We start from the raw sequence: 15955 nt of genomic DNA on the forward strand, positions 1-15955 counted from the left end.
CGTTTCCCCATGAAACAAAAAGCCATCGTTTCAGATGGCTTTTTTAGTTTTAACTTAATAGTTAAAATCTATTTCTGGAACTGATAGACGCTGCCGAGTTTCATTATCTGTGTCAGTTCATCCAGCGCGGTTCGCGATTCGACAATGAGCTGAGGATCGGCGAGATCGTCGATGGCGAGCTCGTCACGATAGTGTTTATCGACCCAGAGGTTAAGCCTGTTAAACAGCTCATCATTCATCAAGGTGTTGGGGTTGACGGCAGCAAGCTCTGTCTCGTTCATGGCGACTCGTAGACGCAGACAGGCGGGGCCTCCGCCATTTTGCATGCTCTGCTTCACATCGAAATAGTGCACCTGCTTGATCGGTGTACCAAAGGTGACGAGCTCATTAAGGTAGGCATATACTGCCCAATTTTCCTGACAGTTAGTCGGCGCAATAATCGCCATCTCACCATTGGGTAGGGTGACTATCTGGGTGTTGAACAGGTAGCTCTTCACCGCATCCTGGATGCCGACCTTGGCAGTAGGCACTTCAATAAAGTGCAGTTCTTTACCGTTGAACTTACCTTGGATTTCGGCCAGTTTCTTTTGTGTATCGATAAAGGCCTGCTCGTGATAGAAGAGCACATTCTGGTTACCCACGGCAATCACATCGTTGTGGAACACGCCTTGATCGATGACATCTGGATTTTGCTGGATAAAGACGCTGCTCTCATCATCGAGTTGATGCAGACGGGCGATGGCTTGTGAGGCTTCGAGTGTCTGTCTAGCAGGGTATTTTTTCGGCTTTGGCGCGTTAGGGTTAGTCGCTTCCTGGCCGTAGACGAAGAGTTCGATACCGGCATGACCGTATTCGCTGCAAAGACGCGTATGGTTAGCCGCACCTTCGTCGCCGAAGCTCACGTGTTCAGGCAGATGTTGATGGTGATGGAAGTAACGCGAATTATTAAAGGTGGCGGCCAGTATGTTACCTGTGGTCACCGGCTCTATGCTGCGATGGAGCTTGTCTACCAGGTTTGCCGGGGTGAAATGGATCTTACCATCATGGGTATCGGCGCTTGGTGATACGGTTGCCGCATTGGCCGTCCACATACTTGAGGCGCTGCAACAGGCTCTAAGGAGCGCAGGGGCTTGTTTGGCGGCTTTATTTAATACTTCGGCATCTGTACCAGAAAAACCAATTCGACGCAGTGTGTGAAGATCTGGGCGCTCCTGAGGGGCAAGCATCCCTTGGGCCAAGCCTAAATCGGCGAGGGCCTTGGCTTTCTTGAGGCCTTGTTTCGCAGCCGCCTTAGGGCTGGATATTGCGGCGGCGTTATTTAAAGAAGCCACATTACCGTATGACAGGCCCGCATAATTATGAGTCGGTCCGACGAGTCCATCAAAATTCGCTTCGTAATGCTTCATTGCATATCCTTCAAGTTATTATTGCTTTAATAGGGCGTCAACACAGGGCTGAGGTGGCGCCGTAATTCGTTGAATTTGTGCTCCAGTATACTTGAGCTTTGGGGCATAACAAGCTAGGGGATGTGGCCTTATCTGTGATATTGGCTCAGAAATGCATAAGTATTACTTGCTAGTTGGGGAATAATGAAATATTAGTTTTTAATTACGCAATATTATTTTTCACATTTTTTTCAAAAACGGTTAAAAATTGGCTCGCCGTAACAAATAAAACAGGGATTAGCTTGAAACTATTGATACAACCCTCTATATATGGAGCCAATTTACAGAATTTTGAGACTTTTTGGCGCAGATCATTCTATGGGTAAATCGCTAGTTATTGTCGAATCACCGGCCAAAGCCAAGACTATTAACAAATATCTCGGCAAAGATTACATCGTAAAATCGAGTGTAGGTCACATCCGTGATCTCCCTACCTCATCCTCCAGTGACGCCAGTTCGTCGACTAAATCGCCCGCCGAAGTGCGCAAGATGTCCCCCGAAGAGAAGGCTAAATATAAGGCTGACAAAGCGAAGAAAGCCCTGGTTGCGCGTATGGGTGTCGACCCAGAGCGAGGCTGGAAGGCTAAGTATCAGACGCTTCCGGGCAAAGAGAAAGTTGTCAAAGAATTACAGTCACTTGCTGAAAATGCAGATCATATCTTCCTCGCAACCGATTTGGATAGAGAGGGGGAGGCAATTGCATGGCATCTTCAAGAAGTGATTGGTGGGGATCCGGAGCGCTATCAGCGCGTGGTCTTTAACGAGATCACTAAGAGCGCGATTCAAGAGGCGTTTAGCCATCCGTCGCAGCTCAACACCAATATGGTCAATGCCCAGCAGGCGAGACGTTTCCTCGACCGCGTGGTGGGTTTCATGGTGTCACCCCTGCTGTGGAAGAAAGTGGCCCGTGGCCTCTCCGCAGGGCGCGTGCAATCGGTCGCGACGCGTCTGGTGGTCGAGCGTGAAGGCGAGATTAAGGCGTTCGTCCCAGAAGAGTTCTGGGACATTCATGCCGAGCTGACTACCCTAGGTAACGAAGGGCTCAAGATGCAGGTGGCTAAGTTTAAGGGTGATAACTTTAACCCCGTAAACGAAGCCCAGGCCATGGTGGCGGTTAACGCACTACAAGACAGCAAGTACCAGGTTTCTAGCCGTGAAGTTAAAGCGACTTCTAGCAAGCCCTCGGCGCCCTTCATCACCTCGACGCTTCAGCAGGCGGCCAGCACCCGTCTTGGCTTTGGCGTGAAGAAGACCATGATGATGGCTCAGCGTCTCTATGAGGCGGGTCATATCACCTATATGCGTACCGACTCGACTAACTTGAGTCAGGAAGCCCTCGACAGTGTGCGTGACATGATCGGCAAGGAGTATGGTGATAAGTACCTGCCCGATGCGCCGATCCGTTATGGCAGCAAAGAGGGGGCCCAGGAGGCTCACGAAGCGATCCGTCCGTCCGATGTGAACGTCAGTGCCAGCAGCCTTAGCGATATGGAAAGAGATGCCCAGCGTCTCTACGAGTTGATCTGGCGCCAATTCGTTGCCTGTCAGATGACCCCAGCCAAATACGATGCGACGCGTTTGACCGTGACCGCAGGGGATTACGAACTCAAGGCCAGTGGCCGTACACTTAAGTTTGACGGTTGGACTCGGGTTCAGACTGCGCTTAAGAAGAAAAACGAGGAAGACAACACCCTGCCGATGGTTGCCGAAGGCGATGTGCTGGCATTAGAAGTGTTGTTACCTAAGCAGCACTTCACTAAACCACCGGCGCGTTATAGCGAAGCATCACTGGTGAAAGAGCTTGAGAAGCGTGGCATTGGTCGTCCATCGACCTATGCGACCATCATCTCGACCATTCAAGACCGTGGCTATGTAAAGGTTGAGAATCGTCGGTTCTACGCCGAGAAGATGGGGGAGATCGTTAGCGAGAGCCTCATCGGCAGCTTCGAAGAGCTGATGAGTTACGACTTCACCGCCGGCATGGAGCAGACCCTGGATAACGTGGCTCAGGGTCAGCTCGAATGGAAGAAGGTGTTGGATAACTTCTATAAAGGGCTGACCGCTCAGCTTGAAAAGGCCGAGCTACCGCCGGAAGAGGGCGGCATGCGCCCTAACGAGATGGTGCTGACCGATATCGCCTGTCCGACCTGTGGACGCCCAATGGGCATTCGCACCGGTACTACCGGCGTGTTCCTGGGCTGTTCAGGTTATGCCTTGCCACCGAAAGAGCGCTGTAAGACGACCATGAACCTGACGCCGGGCGAAGAGGCCGTCAGCGAAAACAGCGAAGATGCCGAAACCGATGCACTGCGCGCCAAGCACAGATGTGATGTCTGCGGCACGGCCATGGACAGTTATCTTATCGATGAGAAGCGCAAGCTGCATGTGTGTGGTAACAACCCCATCTGTGGCGGCTACGAGGTCGAGCAAGGACAGTTTAAGATCAAGGGGTACGAAGGGCCGATTATCGAATGCGATCGCTGTGGCAACGATATGGAGCTGAAGAATGGCCGTTTTGGTAAGTATTTTGGCTGTACTAACAGCGAGTGTAAGAATACACGTAAACTGTTGAAAAATGGCGAAGTGGCTCCGCCAAAGGAAGATCCGATCCACCTGCCAGAGCTGAAATGTACCAAGTCTGATGGCTATTTCGTGCTCAGAGACGGCGCAGCAGGCATCTTCTTGGCCGCGAGCACCTTCCCTAAATCACGTGAAACCCGCGCGCCTTTGGTGGAAGAGCTGGTGAAGTACCGTGAGCTCTTATGGCCCAAGTATCAATATCTGGCCGATGCCCCTGTAGCGGATGATGACGGTAATAAGGCTGTCGTGCGCTTTAGCCGTAAGACCAAGGAGCAATATGTGGCAACCGAAATCGACGGTAAGGCGACCGGTTGGACGGCCAAGTTTGTCGGCGGTAAGTGGGTCAGTGAAGCCAAGGCGAAGCCAAAGGCGAAGAAGAAAGCCTAATTGACAGACTGTCAATTACCTAAATAAGGGCCCTAACTGAGTTAGGGCTTTTTTATTGGGATAAATATTAGTGGTTCATAATCTGTTGTATTAGGCTAATATAGATAAGATTACCTTGCTAATCATTCAACTAGCTGGGTTTCAACGCAGAGGTTTCGACGGATTTAGGGTTATAAATGGAGCGTAAAATGAAAACACTGATCATGGCAGCAGGACTTGGGATCTTAAGCTTAAACGCCTATTCGGCCGATTGGCAGGTGAGCAACCAGGGCTCACGGGTTAACTTTATCTCAATCAAGAAGGGTGATATCGCAGAGGTGCATCATTTTACTCAGGTCTCGGGTCAGCTTAGCGACGCCGGCGCCTTTAGCCTGTCTATTCCCCTTAACAGCGTGGTCACCAATGTGGAGATCCGCGACCAGCGTATGAAAGAGATACTGTTCGAAACCGCTCAATATCCGAGCGTCGAATTAACTGCCAGTCTCGACGGACAGGCGATCGATAAGGCTAGTGTTGGCACCATAATGTCGATGAGTGTCGATGCTAAGGTGAGCCTGCATGGTAAGACCCAGAATCTACCTGTGATGGTGAGTGTGGCCAAGGTGGCCGGTGATAAGTTGATGGTGGCCAGTGAGGCGCCTCTGGTGGTCAATGCCGGTGACTTTGGCCTGACACCTGGGGTTGAGAAGCTCAGAGAATTAGCCGGTTTGCCTGCCATCAGCAAGGCGGTGCCGGTTTCTTTCGTATTGACCTTAATGCGATAGAAAAACGTGCACTAACAACAAGATTGGCGGGTCGATTTATATCATAATGGCGGTAGAAACTGGATATTGAGCATGGGCTATACCATGCTCATATATAAGTCGTGTGTTTAGGGCAAAAAATGGTTACTGATAAAGACGGATACATACATCTAATACAATATCTTACCGAGCATCTAGGCCTGTTTGAGTCTTCCGAAGACGGTGGGGTAGCGGGTGACACCGTCATGGAGTTGTTTGAAGAGCAGTTGGCGGCGCAGATCATCATGGTGTGTGGCCAAAATCCGTCCTTAACCTTTGCCGAACGCAACATGGTGATCCGAGAAGTCGATGCCATCGTCTATGACTTAGAAGAGATCTTAGCCAAGGTGGCTAATCACAACGCCACCCAAGAGCAGACCCTGTTTATTACCGAGTTTTCGGGACTGATCAAAAATCTGTTCGATCAGGAAATTGCCAAGATGCAAGCTTAGGTTTTGCAATCCGAAACAGGTGTTTACAACTCACTGCTTGAGAATGTCAGCCTTTATTCCTACTGTTAGCATAAGTGCGAAATTGGGAAGTTTGTGTGCATGTCTGCAACCTCTATCAGTAAACAACATTTTGTTATCTATGCGGTACTCGTGTTGTTTTGGGTCATTTTTCAGATCTTTAGCGCTAATGCATTGGCGTTTGGCTGGGGGTTCATTCCATTTGTCATCTCCTTGCCCTTTGTACCCTTCATCTTGGTCTGGTTGGGAGTGCAGTTTGTGCGCCATTACAGATACATACGTTTAGGGCCTAACATCAGCTTGCACCTGGTGCACTGTATCTGTACCTGTACGCTATTTTGTCTCTTCGTCTATCATTTTGTTTATTAATCCAAAAGGAGTTGTTGATGATAGAACTACTGTCGGGATTTCATCATGATACCGTGGCGGTGAAGGCCAGAGGCGTGCTCTCTCGGGCCGACTATGACCAGACTCTGGTTCCGGCGATAGAAACCAAGTTGCAAGATCACTCAACCATTAAGCTCTGGTATGAATTTAGTGAAGAATTTGAAGGGGTTTCTGTTGAAACCTTGTGGGATGATGCCAAATTAGGATTCTTTCATTTGACGGACTTTTCCAGAGTCGCCATCATCACAGATAGTGAGTGGGTGGCTAATACCGCCAAAGTGATGGCCTATATGGCGCCCTGTCCGGTGAAGGTATTTGCCCGGCAAGCGGCGGATGAGGCGCTGCGCTGGCTGGGTGAGAGTTCGCCGGAATAAGATTGTAGTTAGGCCGACACTCAGTCGGCTTCGTTTCATTGGGTTTAGGATATTTTTTATGATTAGAATGTTGACCTTGAGAACGTCGAGCCTTAAAGCGTTGACCAAAGCATTAATGTTAGTGGCGCTATTTCTGCTTGCGCCTGCCTATGGCGATGATAAAGCGGTCATTGGTCAGACGGCCATGATGACGGTCGATGAAGCCGGGCTAGTCTATCAGGCCCGCATCGATACCGGCGCAGGTAATACGTCCTTGCATGCCTTCGATCTTGAAATCCAAGGGGGCAGCGCCAAGAAGATGGCTGACAATGTGGGTAAGACCATCTGGTTTACCACAGAAAACGCCGCAGGTGAGCGTAAGCGTCTGAGCGCCAAGATAGTTAAAACCTCCACCGTCAGCAACTCTCAGGGTACTGAGACACGTTACATGGTGGAGATGCATGTCGGTTTTGCCGGTGAGACCCGCAAGGTCAAGGTAAACCTCAGAGACAGGGGCCATATGGATTATAAGCTGCTGATCGGCCGTAACTGGCTAAAAGGCAAGTATGTGGTGGATGTGTCTGAAAAGCGGGTGATAGGTGCCAGAGCCCCCATCAGCATCCTGGAAACTGGCCTCTTGTTTGATACCCGTATCGATACCGGCGCGGTAGAAAATTCGCTGCACGCGGTGGATCTCAAGGTGGAAAATGGCGTCGAAGATATGGAGCAAAATGTCGGTAAGATGCTTGCTTTCACCACGGAAAACGAGAAAGGTGAAACAAAACGTGTCCATGCCCGTATCGTCGAAACCTCGCTTATTCGCAATGCCCAGGGCAGCGAGGTGCGCTACATGGTGGAACTCAATGTGGGCGAGCCGGGCAGGGAGTATAAGGTGAAGGTGAACCTGAGAGACCGTACCAAGATGACCAATAAGCTCTTGATAGGTCGTAACTGGTTGCAAGGTCACTACCTGGTCGACGTCGACCAATAATCTGTTAGACAAGGCAGACAAATATCGTCCCCGGATGTTTTTACCTCCGGGGATTTTTTATGCCTTATCGAGATGTAACTCGCATACTAGCTCGGTAAACTGCGCGCTCTGACTGGCGACTGTGAGCCTGCCGTTGAAGTGAGCCTTGAGCCACTGATTGATATGGATGAGGGAGCCTTGTCCTTTACCGCTACAATTACCACTGCTATTGCCACAATTATTGCCACAGCTATCTAGCGCGTGAGTGAGTTTCTCCAGCCGGGCTTGGCCTATCCCCAGGCCGTTGTCTCTCAGGGTCAGGGAGAGCAAGCCTTCTCGATAGCGAATACCTATGCTCAGCTGTTTCGGTCGATTGAGCGCCTGACTGTCGGGAAAGGCATGTTGCAGGCTGTTGCCGATCAATCTGTGGCAGAGCACCAGAAAATGCCAGGGTGAGATGGGCAGCGTCAGGTGATGGGGACAGTCTATCTGCACCGCTACGTCCTTGGCTTCGAGCTGAGGCCTTAACATGGCCACCAGGTCTTGCAAGAAGAGGTCGGCCACAGTGGCGCGAACATCTGTGATGTCGGCGCTGATCAAGGATTGACCATGTCGTATGATATCTATCTGGGATGTCAGGGCCTCGGTAAATTTGGCAAGTTGAGGCTCATCGATATCGGCCGCATCTAACTGACGCAGCTGGATAAAGATCTGCTCTAGCGCCTGCAGCTCCTGGCGGAGTAACTGATGTACCACCTGAGGCAAGATAGCCTGCTGGGCCAGCTCTATCTGTTTAAGCTGCGCCAGCCCCTTGGGATCTATCCCTTCTTTTACCACGGCTTGCGGCTTGGCATCTAAGGCCTGTTTTAGCTCTGTGTTTCTTGCCCCTTGTAGCTTGATGGTTTGCTCCAGCTCTGCCTGTTTGGCCTTGAGGCTGCTGATATCTACCGCCATGGCACCCAGGGCGATGATGTTGCCATCCTTGTCTTTGATTGGGTACTTAGTGATCAGGTAGATACGTTCACCATGCACGGTGGGCATTGGCTGCTCAAAGCTCTGGGCTTGATCGCTGCCCAAGATGATGCGGTCATGATGATTGATGATCTCGGCAATATGCGCCGGATAGAGGTCGCTGTCGCGCATGCCGATGACCCGGGCTCTTTCTATGCCCATCACCTCGCAAAACTTGTCGTTGACCAAGGAGTAACAGCCATGGGTATCCTTGATGCAGATGAGGTTTTGCGAGGCGTTGAGCAGGGAGTTGATCAACTCCTTCTTGTTCTCCAACTCCTGCTGCGACAGTTGTTGCATCGCCAGTTGCTGCTCCAGCGCTAGATTGCTGGCATCGAGACTGGCATAGGCAATCTCCAGCTGATTGCTGCGGGCGATAAAGGCCTTGGCCAGTTGGCCAACCTCGTCGTGGCGCTTGTTGGCATCGAGCTCCAGCCTGCCCAGGTTACCGCTTTGCAGCGCCGAGACGATCTGAAAGATTGGCCGGATAAAGAGCTTGTGCTGGAAGATAAACAGAATGAGCAGGGCGATAAGCTGCGCGAGTAACAGAAACGCACCTATCTTGAGCGCGATGGCGTTGGCCTGGGATGCGAGGCTCGACAGCGGCGTTACCAAGATGATCTTCCACTGGGTCTGGGCCATGGTGAGGATAGACACCAGCACGGGCTCGTTAAACAGGGGATCGCTACTTAGCTCCAGGGTTACTATAGGCGTCTTGCCATGGCTTCCCCTGATAGAGGCATTGATGAGTGTGGTTAAGCGCTCTCGCTCCTCTCTAGGCGTCTGTACGAGCACTTTCTCGAGCTGTTCCGGGCGATAGGCCGGGTTGGTCATTATCTGCTGACTAAAGGTCTGATCCATCGTCTCTATGCGTTTGGCGATGGGGGCGAGTTGCGGGTAGCGCTGAATAAGTCTAGAGAGCGGCTGGCCGAGCATGGCGGTCTGCTGCTTATCAGACTCGTCGAAAGGATCCGCCAGCAGATTGTTATAGCTGTCCAGCGCCAGGATATATCCCTTAGAGAGGGGGTTCTGGTCGGAAAAATTAAAGCGCTTATCCAGGCCGCGCAGGGCGATGTCGACCGTGGCCACGCCGATGAAGCTGTGGTTGGCGCGCATGGGCACAGAGGCGGTGATCATCACCTCCTTGGTGTAGGGGTCGACATAGGATTTAGACCAGTGGGTATGGCCATCTTGGAAATATTTCGCCGGCAGGTACCAGAAGGCCTGATGATAACCTGGGCCTTCGGCGCTGTTGTAGTTGTCCAGGTATTGAAACTCATCATGCTTGTCCCGCGCCCAGAAGAAGCTGTTGCGCGTCTTCTGTGTACCGAACATGCCGGGCTCGGGCCAGATCCCGCCGCCTGCGATCAGCTGATGGCGCTCGCCAATATCCAGCAGGGAAGGGATCAGCTCTTTCACCACCTCATCCTGGCCGCGATAGGTTTCACCCACTATGCCTATGGTGTTCGCCAGTGTCTCGATTTTGGAGGTGACCTGTTGCAGTTGCTCTATGACCGCCTGGCCGTAGTTCTGGCTCAGCGAGAGTTGGGTGTCCATGTGATGTTTCTTCTCGGTAGAGAAGATCAACCAGATGCTTGAGGCGATGATCAGGACCGCGACCACAAATTGGACTATGGTGAATTTAAAGGTAAGGCTGTTTTTCCACTGGGTGTTTAATGAGCCGGCCTCGTCTTTCTCATTGGCGACCATAGGGGCTTGTGATCCATTCATGCATTAGTGATAGCTCAAGATTAAATCAAAATGCGACAGGATTAAACTCTTATGAAGTCGGCTTAGGGTGACGAGTTGCCTCCCTAAGCCGTTAAAGTGACTAGCTTTTAGTGACTAGAGCATTAATGACTAGAGCATTAGTGACTAGACTTTCAGGCCAACCAATAGCTGATCCAGCTGTTCGGCGGTGGCGTGCAGCTCGTCGCAGCCTGAGACAGACTGGTTGGCGGACTGCTCCACATCGTGAGACTGGTTGCGGATCTCCATCAGGTTGGTGGCGATCTCGTTGGCGACCGCCGATTGCTCCTCGGCCGAGGTGGCGATCAGTACGCTCATTTCGTACACCCGCTCGCTGTGGTGGGCGATGGCCTTGAGATCTTCGCCGGTTTCCAGCACATGCTGCTTACCCTCCTGGGCCTTCTCGACTGTGCGTTTCATCACCTGAGTGAGTGCATGAGAGCCTGTCTGCAAGGCCTCGATCATCGATTTGATCTCAACGGTTGCGGCCTGGGTGCGTCCGGCCAAGGTTCTGACCTCATCGGCGACCACGGCAAAGCCGCGACCCTGCTCACCGGCGCGGGCTGCTTCGATGGCGGCGTTGAGCGCCAATAGGTTGGTCTGCTCTGAGATGGCGTTGATGGTGGTGACCACCTCATCAATCTTGGCGGCGTTGTCGTTCAGAGTATTCACCGCCGTCGAGGCGTCGCCAATTTCGTTGGCAAGATCGCCAATGGCTTCGACCGTGATGGCGATATCTTTCGAGCCCGCATCAACCTGTTGGTTGGCCTCCTGGGTCTCGTTAGAAGATTGCTCTGCGTTGCGGGCCACCTCTTTCACCGCGGCGGTCATCTCCTCCATGGCCGTGGCCAGTGAATCCAGATGTTGACGCTGCTCGGCGGCAAGGGTTTGTCCCTCTTGAGCCGTTTGTCTGAAGCCCTGCACTACGGTGCGGATCTGGCTGATGGCCTGGGTCATGCGGCTCACCAGCTGATGCTGACGTTCGACGAGTGTGTCTATGCTCACCGCCAGGATGCTGAACTCATCTTTCACCTCGAAGAAGTTCAGTCGTCCGGTGAGATCGCCATCGGCCGCGCGTTTAAGTGCCATCACGTTGGTGTAGAGGGCGCCGCCGACGAAGGTGGAGATATAGTAGCTGCTTAGCAGGATGACAAAGATAAGTGCCACCAGGCTGATGATGACCACGCTCTGGGCCGAGCTCAGTACCTGGTCGAGATCTGTCACCTCTGTCTTGGCAACCAGATTGGCACTTGAGGCGCGGCTGTAGGCTGTCAGGCTGTCCTTTTGCATTAAGGTGCCACCACCGGCCTGTACCAGGTGGTTGGCTTTGGCGTTGAGGGAAGATTGGGTATCGGCAAAGCCAGCAGCGATTAGCGCCTGCTGATAGCTGTCGGCCTTGTCGGCTGGCACGTACTTAAGGCTCAGGTCGATAAGCTCCACCATCTTCTGGGCGTCAGCCAAGGCACTCTGCTGGTGACTCTGCTTAATCTGGCTATTGAATTGCCCATAGAGGATATAGGAAAGCCCCATTAGGGTGATGATGGGGATGATGGCCAGAATGGTAAATTTGGTTTTCAGGGTCATATGGATAAGATACTGATCTATCCATCGAAACTTTACTTCTCTCATAGCTTTTCTCTGCCGCCTGGGGATGATCTCGTTATCGGATCGCAAAGTGATTACTTAACGAGAATTTTGCCTCAGGGCGTTTGTTTGTTGTTTATTTGTACTGGGATTTTATCGTTATTGTTAAATAAGGTACGGCTCAAGTGTACATGCTTGCTGTGATCGCGGCGAATCAAAATTACATTTTGGGATGGCTTTTTAGCCTATCTGAGTTTGATGCTTAGCCAGCTTGGCCTTTTCTCACGGATTTCGTTAGAAAAATACCAAATAAGCCCTAGTCAAACGTCTTATGGTCACGTAAAATTTGTCTCTTTTTCTATTTTCGTAAAGATTAAATAGTCAGCATATAGAAAGTCTTGGCTCTCAGCGTGAGGGCGGGCGTACTGGAAGAGATGATGTCAGAGTTAACAGAAATCGTAGAACAGGCCTTACAGGCAATCGAAGGGACAGATGATCTGAAAGCCCTCGATGACCTTCGTGTCGATTACCTGGGTAAGAAGGGTAAGATCACCGACATGATGAAGATGATGGGTAAGCTGAGTCCTGAGGAGAAGCCGGCCTTTGGTCAGGCGGTCAACCAGGCGAAGCAAGCGGTGCAGCAAAAGCTGTCCGAGCGTATCGAAGGCTTAAAGGCTCAGGAGCTCGAAGCTAAGCTGAGCGCCGAAAGCATCGACGTGACCCTACCTGGACGTCGCATCGACAATGGTGGCCTGCATCCTGTGACCCGTACCATCGAACGTATCGAAACCTTCTTTGGTGAGCTGGGATTCAGCGTAAAGCAGGGGCCAGAGATCGAGGACGATTTCCATAACTTCGATGCGCTCAACATTTCTGAGCATCATCCGGCACGTGCCGATCACGATACCTTCTACTTTAATCCTAAGCTGATGCTGCGTACCCAAACCTCGGGCGTGCAGATCCGTACCATGGAAACGGAAAAGCCGCCGCTGCGTATCATCTCTCCGGGCCGCGTTTACCGTAACGACTATGACCAGACTCATACGCCTATGTTCCATCAGGTAGAAGGTCTGTTCGTCGATGAAAATGTTAACTTCGCAGAGTTGAAAGGGATCTTGCATGATTTCCTGCGTAACTTCTTCGAAGAAGATCTACAAGTACGCTTCCGTCCCTCTTACTTCCCATTTACAGAGCCTTCAGCCGAAGTGGATGTGATGGGTAAAAACGGCAAGTGGTTAGAAGTCTTGGGTTGCGGCATGGTTCACCCTAATGTCCTGCGCAGCGTTGGCATCGATCCCGAGAAGTACCAAGGTTTCGCCTTCGGTATGGGGGTAGAGCGTCTCTCTATGTTGCGTTATGGGGTTAATGACCTGCGTTCATTCTTCGAAAACGACCTACGTTTTCTTAAGCAATTCAAATAACGGAGCGAGTAAATAATGAAATTCAGTGAGTCTTGGCTTCGTGAGTGGGTCAATCCAAGTATTAGCCGTGACGATTTGTCACATCAGATCACCATGGCGGGTCTGGAAGTCGACGGTGTCGATCCGGTAGCCGGTGATTTTTCAGGCGTGATTGTGGGTGAGGTGGTCGAATGCGGCCAGCACCCAGACGCCGACAAGCTACGTGTAACTAAGATTAATGTTGGTCAGGATGAGTTGATCGATATCGTCTGCGGCGCGCCAAACTGTCGTCAGGGCCTGAAAGTGGCCGTGGCTATGGTCGGTGCCGTCTTACCGGGCGACTTTAAGATTAAGAAGGCCAAGCTACGTGGTCAGCCATCATTTGGCATGCTCTGCTCCTACGGCGAGCTGGGCATCGATATCGAGAGCGACGGCATTATCGAGCTACCGCTCGATGCGCCTATCGGACAAGATGTTCGTGAGTACCTGGACCTTAATGATGCGGTGATCGATGTCGATCTGACCGCCAACCGCGCCGACTGTCTCGGTATGGTGGGTCTGGCCCGCGAAGTAGGTGTACTTAACCGCCAAGCGGTTGTAGCCCCGACATGGGAAGCAGTTACCCCTAGCATCGAAGATGCTATCGAGATCGATAATCAGGCACCTAGCGCCTGTCCACGCTACCTGGGTCGTGTGGTGAAAAACGTTAACGTTAAGGCGCAGTCGCCACTCTGGATGCAGGAAAAACTGCGTCGCAGCGGCATTCGCTCTATCGATCCTATCGTCGACATCACCAACTATGTGTTGATCGAGTTCGGCCAGCCGATGCACGCCTTCGACTTGGCGAAAATCGACGGCAAGATTCAGATCCGTCTGGGTGATGGTGAGGAGAAGCTGACTCTGCTCGATGGCAACGAAATTACCGTACCAAACGATACTCTGGTTATCGCCGATAACAGCCAACCTCTGGCCTTGGCTGGTGTGTTCGGTGGCGAGTACTCGGGTGTGACGGGCGAGACCCAAGATATCCTGCTGGAATGCGCCTTCTTTGCGCCGCTGGCGATCATGGGTAAATCACGTCGTCTTGGCCTGCACACAGACTCGTCACACCGTTTCGAGCGTGGCGTCGACCCTGAGCTGCAACATAAGGTGATCGACCGTGCGACCCGCCTGGTGCTAGAGATCTGTGGCGGCGAAGCCGGCCCTGTGGTTGAAGCAAAGGCAGACGAGCATCTGCCTCAGCCTGCTAACATTCTGCTGCGTCGCAGCAAGCTAGATCGCGTGCTAGGCCATCATATTGCAGATGCCGATGTCACCGAGATCCTTGAGCGTCTTGGCTTTGGCGTGTCGCGTGAGGATGACAACTGGCAGGTTGTGACCGCGACTTACCGTTTCGATATGGCGATCGAAGAAGATCTTATCGAAGAGGTTGCTCGCATCTATGGCTACAACAACATTCCGAATGTTGCGCCTGTTGCGGCCCTTAGCATGCCACTTCACAAAGAGTCTGATATCGACCTTAAGCGCGTGCGCGCCATGATGGTCGCCCGGGGCTTCCAGGAAGCCGTGACTTACAGCTTCGTCGATCCTAAGCTGCAGCAGCTGGTACATCCGGGCGTAGATGCCATGGTGCTGCCAAACCCTATCTCGGTAGAGATGTCGGCCATGCGCTTGTCTATGTTCACCGGTCTGTTGACTGCCGTGGGTTACAACCAGAGCCGTCAGCAAAACCGCGTTCGCCTGTTTGAAACTGGTCTGCGTTTCGTGCCAGATGCCAACGCAGAATCGGGTGTGCGTCAACAGGCTATGTTGGGTGCGGTCATTGCCGGTAACCAAAATGACGAACATTGGTCGATGGAATCAAAAACTGTAGACTTTTTCGACCTTAAGGGCGATCTCGAAGCCATTATCGGCTTGACAGTTTCAGAGGATGAATTTACTTTTAAAAAAGCATCTCATCCGGCGCTTCATCCGGGGCAATGTGCTGAAATCTTAAGAAATGATCGTGTGATTGGTGTCATTGGTGCGGTCCATCCGAGCCTGGAAAAGCCCTTCGGCTTAAATGGTAAAACCATCGTATTCGAGCTCGAATTAGACGCCTTATTGCACGCAAGTTTGCCGCAAGCCCAGACTGTGTCTAAGTTTCCAGCAAACCGACGTGACATTGCCATCCTGGTTGATGAAGATGTCTCGGCAGGAAATGTTGTAAATTTGATAAGAAAAGTTGGCGAAAATCAGTTGGTTGGCTTAAACTTGTTCGATGTATACCAAGGTAAAGGTGTTGAACCAGGTAAAAAGAGTCTGGCGATTGCACTTACACTACAAGACAACGCTCGTACACTTGAAGAGAAAGAAATTGCTGAAATGGTAGAAAAGGTAGTTTCTGAACTCAAGACCGAGTTCAACGCATTGTTGAGGGATTAAAAGTATGGCACTTACCAAAGCCGAAATGGCAGAACATCTTTTTGAAACGCTTGGTATTAACAAGCGAGTTGCGAAAGAGATGGTTGAGGCATTTTTCGAAGAAATTCGTCAAGCCCTCGAGAACGGTGAGCAGGTCAAGTTATCTGGCTTTGGCAACTTTGACCTAAGGGACAAAAATCAAAGACCGGGTCGCAACCCTAAAACAGGCGAGGATATCCCGATTTCTGCTCGCCGCGTGGTGACTTTCCGTCCAGGACAGAAACTTAAGAGTCGTGTTGAAGAGGCTAACGCCGGTAAATAATCCGACTTAACGCATAGAGAAGGCCACTCCTTGAGTGGCTTTTTCTGTTTCTTCTGAACTGGTTATCTGTTGTTTATGCCTGTGTGGTCACAGGCGCTGGATGAGTAAGAGG

General features: G+C 51.5%; 11 protein-coding genes. 8 read left to right on the forward strand and 3 right to left on the reverse strand.

Going from position 1 to position 15955, the window contains the following annotated elements; translation table 11 throughout:
• Nucleotides 1-68 precede the first annotated feature (68 nt).
• Entirely contained in the window at nucleotides 69-1406 is a 1338-nt protein-coding gene (gene astB / locus K0H81_RS08535) for an N-succinylarginine dihydrolase (protein ID WP_220060563.1), read from the reverse strand.
• Nucleotides 1407-1763: 357 nt separating this feature from the next.
• On the opposite strand from astB, the gene topA reads away from it, so the two are divergent.
• The 5 genes from topA (at nucleotide 1764) to K0H81_RS08560 (ending at nucleotide 7395) form a co-directional block, all read left to right on the forward strand.
• Nucleotides 1764-4412, forward strand: a complete 2649-nt coding sequence (gene topA, locus K0H81_RS08540) for a type I DNA topoisomerase (protein ID WP_220060564.1) — start codon at nucleotides 1764-1766, stop codon at nucleotides 4410-4412.
• Between the two features lie 188 nt (nucleotides 4413-4600).
• Nucleotides 4601-5176, forward strand: coding sequence for a YceI family protein (locus tag K0H81_RS08545; protein WP_258406424.1), 576 nt, complete (start codon nucleotides 4601-4603; stop codon nucleotides 5174-5176).
• Nucleotides 5177-5295: 119 nt separating this feature from the next.
• Complete coding sequence (locus K0H81_RS08550) at nucleotides 5296-5646, forward strand: DUF3802 family protein (protein ID WP_144202963.1); 351 nt, start codon at nucleotides 5296-5298, stop codon at nucleotides 5644-5646.
• A gap of 404 nt (nucleotides 5647-6050) precedes the next feature.
• Nucleotides 6051-6425, forward strand: coding sequence for a SpoIIAA family protein (locus K0H81_RS08555; RefSeq protein WP_220060566.1), 375 nt, complete (start codon nucleotides 6051-6053; stop codon nucleotides 6423-6425).
• Nucleotides 6426-6540: 115 nt separating this feature from the next.
• The gene (locus tag K0H81_RS08560) at nucleotides 6541-7395 is read left to right on the forward strand and encodes a putative ATP-dependent zinc protease (protein WP_258406452.1); all 855 of its coding nucleotides are present in this window, start codon (nucleotides 6541-6543) and stop codon (nucleotides 7393-7395) included.
• 57 nt (nucleotides 7396-7452) lie between these two features.
• On the opposite strand, the gene K0H81_RS08565 is transcribed toward K0H81_RS08560, so the two are convergent.
• Nucleotides 7453-10116 carry a PAS domain-containing protein gene (locus K0H81_RS08565; protein WP_220060567.1) on the reverse strand — a complete coding sequence of 888 codons (2664 nt, stop codon included), beginning with the start codon at nucleotides 10114-10116 and terminating at the stop codon, nucleotides 7453-7455.
• 144 nt (nucleotides 10117-10260) lie between these two features.
• Nucleotides 10261-11763 (reverse strand): methyl-accepting chemotaxis protein, encoded by a 1503-nt coding sequence (locus K0H81_RS08570; protein ID WP_220060568.1) that lies wholly within the window; start codon nucleotides 11761-11763, stop codon nucleotides 10261-10263.
• Between the two features lie 392 nt (nucleotides 11764-12155).
• On the opposite strand from K0H81_RS08570, the gene pheS reads away from it, so the two are divergent.
• The 3 genes from pheS to ihfA are packed head-to-tail and all read left to right on the forward strand — an operon-like array spanning nucleotide 12156 to nucleotide 15843.
• Complete coding sequence (gene pheS, locus K0H81_RS08575; protein WP_041407220.1) at nucleotides 12156-13139, forward strand: phenylalanine--tRNA ligase subunit alpha; 984 nt, start codon at nucleotides 12156-12158, stop codon at nucleotides 13137-13139.
• Nucleotides 13140-13154: 15 nt separating this feature from the next.
• A complete protein-coding gene (pheT, locus tag K0H81_RS08580) occupies nucleotides 13155-15542 on the forward strand; it encodes a phenylalanine--tRNA ligase subunit beta (protein ID WP_220060569.1) in 2388 nt (795 codons plus the stop codon).
• A gap of 4 nt (nucleotides 15543-15546) precedes the next feature.
• Complete coding sequence (gene ihfA / locus K0H81_RS08585) at nucleotides 15547-15843, forward strand: integration host factor subunit alpha (protein ID WP_011866012.1); 297 nt, start codon at nucleotides 15547-15549, stop codon at nucleotides 15841-15843.
• Nucleotides 15844-15955: the final 112 nt, after the last annotated feature.

The sequence above is a fragment of the Shewanella halotolerans genome, from assembly GCF_019457535.1.
GTDB lineage: Bacteria > Pseudomonadota > Gammaproteobacteria > Enterobacterales > Shewanellaceae > Shewanella > Shewanella halotolerans.

Bases quoted from the DNA above. Each gene is read 5' to 3' on its own strand.
- pheS (WP_041407220.1), top strand. From the start codon at position 12,156: ATGTCAGAGTTAACAGAAATCGTAGAACAGGCCTTACAGGCAATCGAA.
- K0H81_RS08570 (WP_220060568.1), bottom strand. From the start codon at position 11,763: ATGAGAGAAGTAAAGTTTCGATGGATAGATCAGTATCTTATCCATATG.
- topA (WP_220060564.1), top strand. From the start codon at position 1,764: ATGGGTAAATCGCTAGTTATTGTCGAATCACCGGCCAAAGCCAAGACT.
- ihfA (WP_011866012.1), top strand. From the start codon at position 15,547: ATGGCACTTACCAAAGCCGAAATGGCAGAACATCTTTTTGAAACGCTT.
- K0H81_RS08560 (WP_258406452.1), top strand. From the start codon at position 6,541: ATGTTAGTGGCGCTATTTCTGCTTGCGCCTGCCTATGGCGATGATAAA.
- K0H81_RS08565 (WP_220060567.1), bottom strand. From the start codon at position 10,116: ATGAATGGATCACAAGCCCCTATGGTCGCCAATGAGAAAGACGAGGCC.
- K0H81_RS08550 (WP_144202963.1), top strand. From the start codon at position 5,296: ATGGTTACTGATAAAGACGGATACATACATCTAATACAATATCTTACC.
- astB (WP_220060563.1), bottom strand. From the start codon at position 1,406: ATGAAGCATTACGAAGCGAATTTTGATGGACTCGTCGGACCGACTCAT.
- K0H81_RS08555 (WP_220060566.1), top strand. From the start codon at position 6,051: ATGATAGAACTACTGTCGGGATTTCATCATGATACCGTGGCGGTGAAG.
- K0H81_RS08545 (WP_258406424.1), top strand. From the start codon at position 4,601: ATGAAAACACTGATCATGGCAGCAGGACTTGGGATCTTAAGCTTAAAC.
- pheT (WP_220060569.1), top strand. From the start codon at position 13,155: ATGAAATTCAGTGAGTCTTGGCTTCGTGAGTGGGTCAATCCAAGTATT.